Annotated in this window: 8 protein-coding genes; 7 read left to right on the plus strand and 1 reads right to left on the minus strand. The window is 66.6% G+C overall.

Annotated features, from left to right (window positions below):
* The first annotated feature begins 89 nt into the window (after positions 1-89).
* From DBV14_RS32085 to DBV14_RS32110, 6 genes are all read left to right on the plus strand, one after another.
* The gene (locus tag DBV14_RS32085) at positions 90-815 is read left to right on the plus strand and encodes a phosphodiester glycosidase family protein (protein WP_124465951.1); all 726 of its coding nucleotides are present in this window, start codon (positions 90-92) and stop codon (positions 813-815) included.
* Between the two features lie 57 nt (positions 816-872).
* A complete protein-coding gene (locus DBV14_RS32090; protein WP_124465954.1) occupies positions 873-1,562 on the plus strand; it encodes a YceH family protein in 690 nt (229 codons plus the stop codon).
* Positions 1,563-1,626: 64 nt separating this feature from the next.
* Positions 1,627-1,869, plus strand: a complete 243-nt coding sequence (locus DBV14_RS32095) for a hypothetical protein (protein WP_148092464.1) — start codon at positions 1,627-1,629, stop codon at positions 1,867-1,869.
* Positions 1,866-2,222: a hypothetical protein gene (locus tag DBV14_RS32100; protein WP_124465961.1), complete on the plus strand. Its 357-nt coding sequence runs from the start codon at positions 1,866-1,868 to the stop codon at positions 2,220-2,222. The genes DBV14_RS32095 and DBV14_RS32100 overlap by 4 nt, the downstream gene beginning before the upstream one ends.
* Before the next feature lie 169 nt (positions 2,223-2,391).
* Positions 2,392-2,862, plus strand: coding sequence for a hypothetical protein (locus DBV14_RS32105; RefSeq protein ID WP_124465964.1), 471 nt, complete (start codon positions 2,392-2,394; stop codon positions 2,860-2,862).
* A 107-nt stretch (positions 2,863-2,969) separates the two neighbouring features.
* A complete protein-coding gene (locus DBV14_RS32110) occupies positions 2,970-4,181 on the plus strand; it encodes a M20 aminoacylase family protein (protein WP_124465967.1) in 1,212 nt (403 codons plus the stop codon).
* A 15-nt stretch (positions 4,182-4,196) separates the two neighbouring features.
* Here the strand turns inward: DBV14_RS32110 and DBV14_RS32115 are convergent, their stop codons facing one another.
* Positions 4,197-5,429 carry a patatin-like phospholipase family protein gene (locus DBV14_RS32115; protein WP_124465970.1) on the minus strand — a complete coding sequence of 411 codons (1,233 nt, stop codon included), beginning with the start codon at positions 5,427-5,429 and terminating at the stop codon, positions 4,197-4,199.
* 97 nt (positions 5,430-5,526) lie between these two features.
* Between DBV14_RS32115 and apbC the strand changes: the two genes are divergently transcribed.
* Positions 5,527-6,618, plus strand: coding sequence for an iron-sulfur cluster carrier protein ApbC (gene apbC / locus DBV14_RS32120; RefSeq protein WP_124465973.1), 1,092 nt, complete (start codon positions 5,527-5,529; stop codon positions 6,616-6,618).
* Positions 6,619-6,849: the final 231 nt, after the last annotated feature.

Consider the following 6,849-nt stretch of genomic DNA (forward strand, 5'->3'; position numbering starts at 1 on the left):
GGGGGACATTCGCGGAGCAGACCACACCGTCGGCGTGAGCGTCGTCCACACTCTCAACCAGCATGCCCAAACCAGATCACAGAAAGCCCTTGAGAAAGCTGCTGCCCCCAGTGGCGGTTCTGGTGGCAAGCCTGTTCGCAAGCTTCGTATCCGCTGCGGCAGACCCGGTCTACACAGTGGTAAAGATCGACCTTCGCACCGAGAAGCTGGAGCTGTTCCTGAACGACGACGCGGGCATTGCGTTCAAGCGCTTCGACCGTCTCGATGCCTGGCTGAAGACGCACGGGAACAGGCAGCTCAGTTTTGCGGTGAATGCCGGCATGTACCACGCGGACTTTTCGCCGGTCGGCTTGTTCGTGCGCGATGGCCGCGAAGAAGCACCGTTGAACCTGTCGAGTGGCACCGGCAATTTCTTCCTGAAACCGAACGGCGTGTTCCTGGTTTCCGATGCCGGCCCTCGCGTCGTCGAGTCGTCGGAATATCCGGCGCTGGTCAAGAGCGGCATGGGCATCCGCCTGGCCACGCAATCGGGGCCGCTGCTGCTGCGGCATGGCGTGCTGCATCCAGCGCTCATTCCGAATTCGGATTCGCGCAAGATCCGCAACGGCGTGGGCATTTCAGGGCACACGGCGGTGTTCGTCATCAGCGACACGCCGGTGAATTTCTACGAATTTGCACTCTACTTTCGCGACGTGCTCCATTGCCGCGATGCCCTGTACCTCGATGGCACCGTCTCGGCGCTGCATTCGAACGCTTTGCGAAGAAGCGACTTCGTGCGCGAGCTGGGGCCGATACTCGGCGTCGCGCTGCCATGAGTGCAGGGGCTTTCATTCACTTTCGATTCCTGTTGTCGTTGTCCTTCCTGTTGAGCCATGTCCACACCGCTGCCCATCCTTTCCCTTCTTGAAACCCGTGTCCTCGGCGTGCTGGCGGAAAAGCAGCGCACCGTGCCCGACAGCTATCCGCTGACGCTCAATTCGCTGGTGTCGGGCTGCAACCAGAAGACCAGCCGCAACCCGGTGCTCGAACTCACCGAGTCGCAGGTGCAGGCGGCCATCGACAGCCTGAAGGGCTACAGCCTCGTGGCGGAGACCAGCGGTGGCCGCGCGTTCCGCTACGAGCACAACACCGACCGCGTGCTGCGCATTCCGTCGCAGTCGGTCATCCTGCTCACGGTGCTGATGCTGCGCGGGCCGCAGACGGCCGGCGAACTGCGCATTGCCTGCGACCGCATGCACAACTTCGCCGACATCTCGTCGGTCGAAGGTTTCCTGAACGAACTCGCGGAGCGCCCGGCCGGCGCGCTGGTGGTGAAGCTGGCCCGCCTGCCCGGCGCGCGCGAAAGCCGCTGGGCGCACCTGCTCAGCGGTGCGCCAGCGGAGGAGATTGCGGGGCCGGGGGGCGCTTCGTCGTCCGATGCAGGCTTCGCTGCGCACGACGTGTCACTCGGCGAAGTGGCAGCGCTCAAGGCCAATGTGGCTCGGCTCGAAACCGAGGTGGCGTCGCTGAAGGCGCTGCTGGGGCGCGTGTGCTCCGAGCTGGGAATTTCCGAAGAGGGTTGATGGAGCCGATGTCCGTCGCAAGCCGGTTGCCAGGCGGGCGAACACTGAGGTATCTTGCGCAGCAATGAAGGCACCTCTCTCCTGGATCCTTGCCTGCATGGCGGCGTTGATCGCTGTGGGCGTCACGCTCATCGTGCTTTCGCTGGGCGTTGCCGCCGTACTCCCCCGGGGCCATCGCGCCGCGGACCGTCTCCGGGCGTTCGCGGCACAGGTGCCGTCGTTCGTGCTCGGCGGCATCGCACATGTGAATTTCCTGATCTTCGGCGGCATCGCGGTGGTGGTGCTTTTCGTGGTGCTGTTTTCATGAAGCACACCTGCCCACGCTGCAAGGCGCCAGGCATAGCTGGTGTCGCCAAGCGCTGGTCCAGCCGTGCCGTCCCTGCCAAGTGCGAAGCGTGCGGTGGCCTTTCCCATGTACTGGCCAGCACCTCCAACGGCATCTGGGCAACGGGCGTCGTGATCGTGATGCTCTCGCTGATCGCTGCGCTCGGGTGGCATTCGCCGCTGTTCTTTTTCGGTGGGCTGGTGCTTGCCGTGGCCTGCAACATATGGGCATGGAAACGCGCCAGGCTGTGGCCGATCTCGAAGGAGAGTGCGGACAAGGCGGCGACGGGGAACTGGCTCATCGCGGGCATCGCGGTGCTTCTCGGACTGTCTTGACAGGCGGGCTCGAACGCGCCGGCTCATCGTCGCCGAGCGCTCGCCGGGCGCTGTTGCAACAGGTGCAAACACCGGCTCGGCCCACTTCACACGGGCTTCACGTTGACCGCACACGCCGTCCCTAAGGTAGTGGCTCCTTGCAGACACCACCAACGGAGCACAACAGGCCATGGACAACGGACACATCGCAGCGTGGCGCGACCACATGCCTTTCGACGATATCTCCCGGCGCGCTCTTGCCGGGCTGGCCGCGCTGGCCGGCATCGCGAGTCTCTATGCCTTCTTCTGGTGGGCCGCGTCGGCCACCGGTTTCTTCCTGTTCGACGGCTACCTGCACACCTGGCGCGGGCTGGGCACGGCGCTGGTGTTCCGCGACATGGACATGGTGTACTACCTGCTGAGCTGGGTTTTCTTGGTCTTTGGCGGGCTGTTCGGCTGGGTCGCGCTGGCGGGGTTCGCCTTCATGCACCGGCGCGGCTGGCATGCGGTGGCGCCGTGGGTCAAGGTCGGTTGCAGCGTGGGCGTGGCCGCCGGCCTGGCGTTCGAGCCCGGCCGGCTGCTGGCGCTGGCGCCCATCGTCTGCGGCATGGCACTGCTGCTGCGGTCGATGCTGGTGCCTTCGGAAGCGCAGCGCCGCTGAGCCGCTGAGCCCAGCGGACCACGGAAGCCGGGCAGCACGCAAAAACGTTGCGTTGCAGCGGCCAAATTTGCGCGTGCGTATCGCCGCATTGTCCCTAGCATCGGGACATGAAATTCCCCGACGAACCCTTGCGTGACCAGCTCACCGGCTGGCGGCGGCAACTGCACGCCATGCCCGAGACCGGCTTCGAGGAAGCGAAGACCTCGGCCTTCGTGACCCGGGTGCTCACGGCGCTGGGGCTCGAGGTGCACACCGGCATCGGCGGCACCGGGCTGGTGGCCAACCTGAAGGTGGGCGATGGCAAGGGCGTGATCGGCCTGCGTGCCGAAATGGATGCGCTGAACATCACCGAGGCGGCGTCCGGCCGCGCCTACGCATCGGGCACGCCCGGCAAGATGCACGCCTGCGGCCACGACGGCCACATGACGATCATTCTTGGCGCGGCGCAGCTGCTGCGCGAGAGGCGCGACTTCGACGGCACCGTGCGCTTCATCTTCCAGCCGGCCGAAGAGCACGGCCGCGGCGCCAGGGCGATGATGGACGACGGCCTGTTCACGCGCTTTCCGGTCGACGAAATCTATGGCCTGCACAACATGCCCGGCCAGCGCGCCGGCACGGTCGCGACGCGCGTGGGCGGGCTGATGGCCAGCGAAGACAACTTCGTCATTCACATCAAGGGCCGGGGCACGCATGCCGCGCGGCCGCACATGGGCACCGACCCCATCGTCATCGGCGCGCAGGTCGTGCTGGCGCTGCAGACCATCGTGTCGCGCACGCTCGACCCCGGCGCTCAGGCGGTGGTCTCGTGCACGGAGTTCATCACCGACGGCACCCGCAACGCGATTCCGTCGAATGTGGTCATCAAGGGCGACACGCGCAGCTACGACCCCGCCGTGCAGAAGATGCTGGCCGCGCGCATGCGCGAGATCAGCGAAGGCATCTGCCGCATGCACGGCGCCGAATGCGACTTCAGCTACACCCACGAGTTCGAGCCCACCGTGAACTGGGCCCAGTGCGTGTCGACCGCGGTGGCTGCGGCGACGGCCGTCGTGGGCGCGGAAAACGTCGATGCCGACGTGGCGCCGATGATGGCTTCCGAAGACTTCGGCGCATTCTTGAAGGTGGTGCCGGGCGCCTTCGTGTTCCTGGGCAATGGCGCCGAGGGCGAGCCCGGCGGAACGCCGCTGCACAACGGCAGCTACGACTTCAACGACGAAGTGCTGGCCACGGGCGCACGGTATTTCGCGGAAATCGTTCGCCTGCGCCTCGGCAAGAAGACGGACACCGGTGCGCCGGCCGTGGCGCGTTCAGCGGGTTGAAGAGGGAAGGCGGCCTCAGGCCGCTGCTGCCGTCGTTGCCGCCGCCGCTGTCGCCGCTGCCACGTCCCACCCGAAGAACCGCAGCACCTCGTCGCGCTGCTTCATCGCGTCGGAACGGCCGAGCGCCATCAGCTCCCGCGTGTAGGCCGACTCGAACAGCAGGTAGCTGGCCAGCGCGCCTCCTTTCACGTCGGCCGCCACCTTCGAGCCGCCCAGCAGGTGCCGCACCGCGCCGGGCAGGGCGTCGACATGCCGCGCCGCGATCACGTCGATGCGCTCCGAGGGCGAGATCACCAGCAGGTCGAGCGGGCGCAGCGAACTCGATGCGCGCACCTCTTCGGGAATCAGCCCCAGCGTGTGGTTGATGCGACGCAGCCGCTCGATGTCGACCGCCAGCGCATCGAGAAAAATGCTCGACAGCGCGTGGCCCGCGATCTGCGCCATGGTCGGGTAGCCGCTGTGGGTGTTGGGCGCATCGGTCTCGCGCGGCTCGTGCATGCGGCCCGCGCCGATCACCAGAATGCGCTGCGCACCGAGGTGAATGGCCGCGGCAATCGGGGCCGACTGCCGCATCGAGCCGTCGCCGAAGTACTCGGTGTGGCCCTGCATCGGCAGCGCCGTGGCCGGGAACACGAACGGAATGGCGGAAGACGCCAGCAGGTGGGCATGCGTGATGCGGTCGCGCACCGACAGCCGCTGCGAGCGCACCCAGGGCTCCATCTGCACCGCGGCCTCGAAGAAGGTGACGTGCTCGCCCGAGCTGTAGCTCGACGCCGTCACGGCCAGCGCCTGCACGTGGCCCTGCTGCATCAGCTGCGGCAGCCGGTCCAGCGGCACCATGCGCTGCAGCAGGTCGGCCAGCGGCGCGTTGTCGAGCAGCGACTTCGGCTTGATGCGCATCCAGTTGGCCGCAAAGCGCCCCAGCCCCAGCAGCATGCGCCAGCGCGCACCGCTGCCGATGACCGACAGCGAATCGGCGCGGTACACCTGCTCGGCCCGAAACTGGCGCCACACCTCGGCGATGTGCGCCACCACGTGGTCGAAGTTGTCCGACCCGCAGGCCAGCGCGGCCGCGTTGATGGCGCCGGCCGAGGTGCCGGTGATCACGGGAAAGGGGTTGCCGGTGCCGGCGGCGGGGCCTGCGGCACGGCGTATTTCGGCGATGGCTTCGAGCACGCCGACCTGGTAGGCGGCCCGTGCGCCGCCCCCTGTGAGCAGGAGGCCGGTGACGGGGCTTGTCTCTGGCATGTATCTATTGTTCTTGGTTATTGGAGGGCTGTCCGGTGCACGTTCGGTGCATGCCCGGAGAGCGCACTAGACTACCGGCCATTCAGGAGTTTGATCAATGGCACTCACCCCAGAAGGGCTCATGGACGCGCTCAAGGCCGTCGCAGACCCTAACACCGGCAAAGAATTCGTGGCGAGCCGGTCGCTCAAAAACCTGCAGGTCACCGAGGGCGATGTCTCGTTCGACCTCGAGCTCGGCTACCCGGCCCGAAGCCAGCACGCGGCCATCCGCAAGGCGCTGGTCGCGGCCGCCAAGGCGGTGCCGGGCGTGGAAAACGTGTCGGTGAACATCGTCACCAAGGTCATCAGCCACGCGGTGCAGCGCGGCGTGCAGCTGATGCCCAACGTGAAGAACATCATTGCGGTGGCCTCGGGCAAGGGCGGCGTGGGCAAGAGCACCACGGCGGCCAACCTGGCGCTGGCCCTGGCCGCCGAAGGCGCCACGGTGGGCCTGCTCGACGCCGACATCTACGGCCCGAGCCAGCCCATGATGATGGGCATCGAAGGCCGCCCCGACAGCGCCGACGGCAAGACGATGGAGCCGATGGAGCGCCACGGCGTGCAGGTGATGTCGATCGGTTTCCTGGTCGACCAGGACCAGGCCATGATCTGGCGCGGCCCCATGGCCACGCAGGCGCTGGAGCAGCTGCTGCGCCAGACGAACTGGAAAGACCTGGACTACCTGATCGTCGACATGCCGCCGGGCACCGGCGATATTCAGCTGACGCTGAGCCAGCGGGTGCCGATGACGGGCGCGGTGATCGTGACGACGCCGCAAGACATCGCGCTGCTGGACGCGAAGAAGGGGATCAAGATGTTCGAGAAGGTCGGCGTGCCGATCCTGGGCATCGTGGAAAACATGGCGGTGCACATCTGCTCGAACTGCGGCCATGCGGAGCACATCTTCGGCGCGGACGGCGGCAAGAAGATGGCGGCCGAGTACCAGATGGAGTACCTGGGCGCATTGCCGCTGGACATCAAGATCCGTCTGCAGGCGGACAGTGGTGCGCCTACGGTGGTGTCGGACCCTGACGGCGATGTGGCCGGCCTGTACAAGGATGTGGCGCGTCGCGTGGCGGTGGGTATCGCGGAGAAGGCGAAGGACTTCTCGTCCAAGTTTCCGACGATTTCGATCAGCAAGAACACTTGAGGGAATGGCGTTTCGCGCTTCGAATCGGTGTGTGGCGCGGTTGGGGCGCGGCTGCTGTTCAGGGCAGCGCTCACGCCGACGGCGTGCTCTGCTCCGCGAATGTCCCCCGCTTCGCTCCTCCTTTATTTCGCTGCGCGGAGCACCCGATGCCAGTCGCACGAGGGCGCTGCTCTCGCATTGGCCGATCAACGACCGCTCTGAAGGCGCTCGCGCCGATGGTGTGCTCTGCGC

The sequence above is a fragment of the Variovorax sp. KBW07 genome (genome assembly GCF_003852515.1).
In the GTDB taxonomy this organism is placed as follows: Bacteria; Pseudomonadota; Gammaproteobacteria; order Burkholderiales; family Burkholderiaceae_C; genus Variovorax.

What these genes read in the sequence shown, in the direction of transcription:
- DBV14_RS32090 (WP_124465954.1), top strand. Translation starts at nt 873, where the DNA reads ATGTCCACACCGCTGCCCATCCTTTCCCTTCTTGAAACCCGTGTCCTC.
- DBV14_RS32095 (WP_148092464.1), top strand. Translation starts at nt 1,627, where the DNA reads ATGAAGGCACCTCTCTCCTGGATCCTTGCCTGCATGGCGGCGTTGATC.
- DBV14_RS32100 (WP_124465961.1), top strand. Translation starts at nt 1,866, where the DNA reads ATGAAGCACACCTGCCCACGCTGCAAGGCGCCAGGCATAGCTGGTGTC.
- DBV14_RS32105 (WP_124465964.1), top strand. Translation starts at nt 2,392, where the DNA reads ATGGACAACGGACACATCGCAGCGTGGCGCGACCACATGCCTTTCGAC.
- DBV14_RS32110 (WP_124465967.1), top strand. Translation starts at nt 2,970, where the DNA reads ATGAAATTCCCCGACGAACCCTTGCGTGACCAGCTCACCGGCTGGCGG.
- DBV14_RS32115 (WP_124465970.1), bottom strand. Translation starts at nt 5,429, where the DNA reads ATGCCAGAGACAAGCCCCGTCACCGGCCTCCTGCTCACAGGGGGCGGC.
- apbC (WP_124465973.1), top strand. Translation starts at nt 5,527, where the DNA reads ATGGCACTCACCCCAGAAGGGCTCATGGACGCGCTCAAGGCCGTCGCA.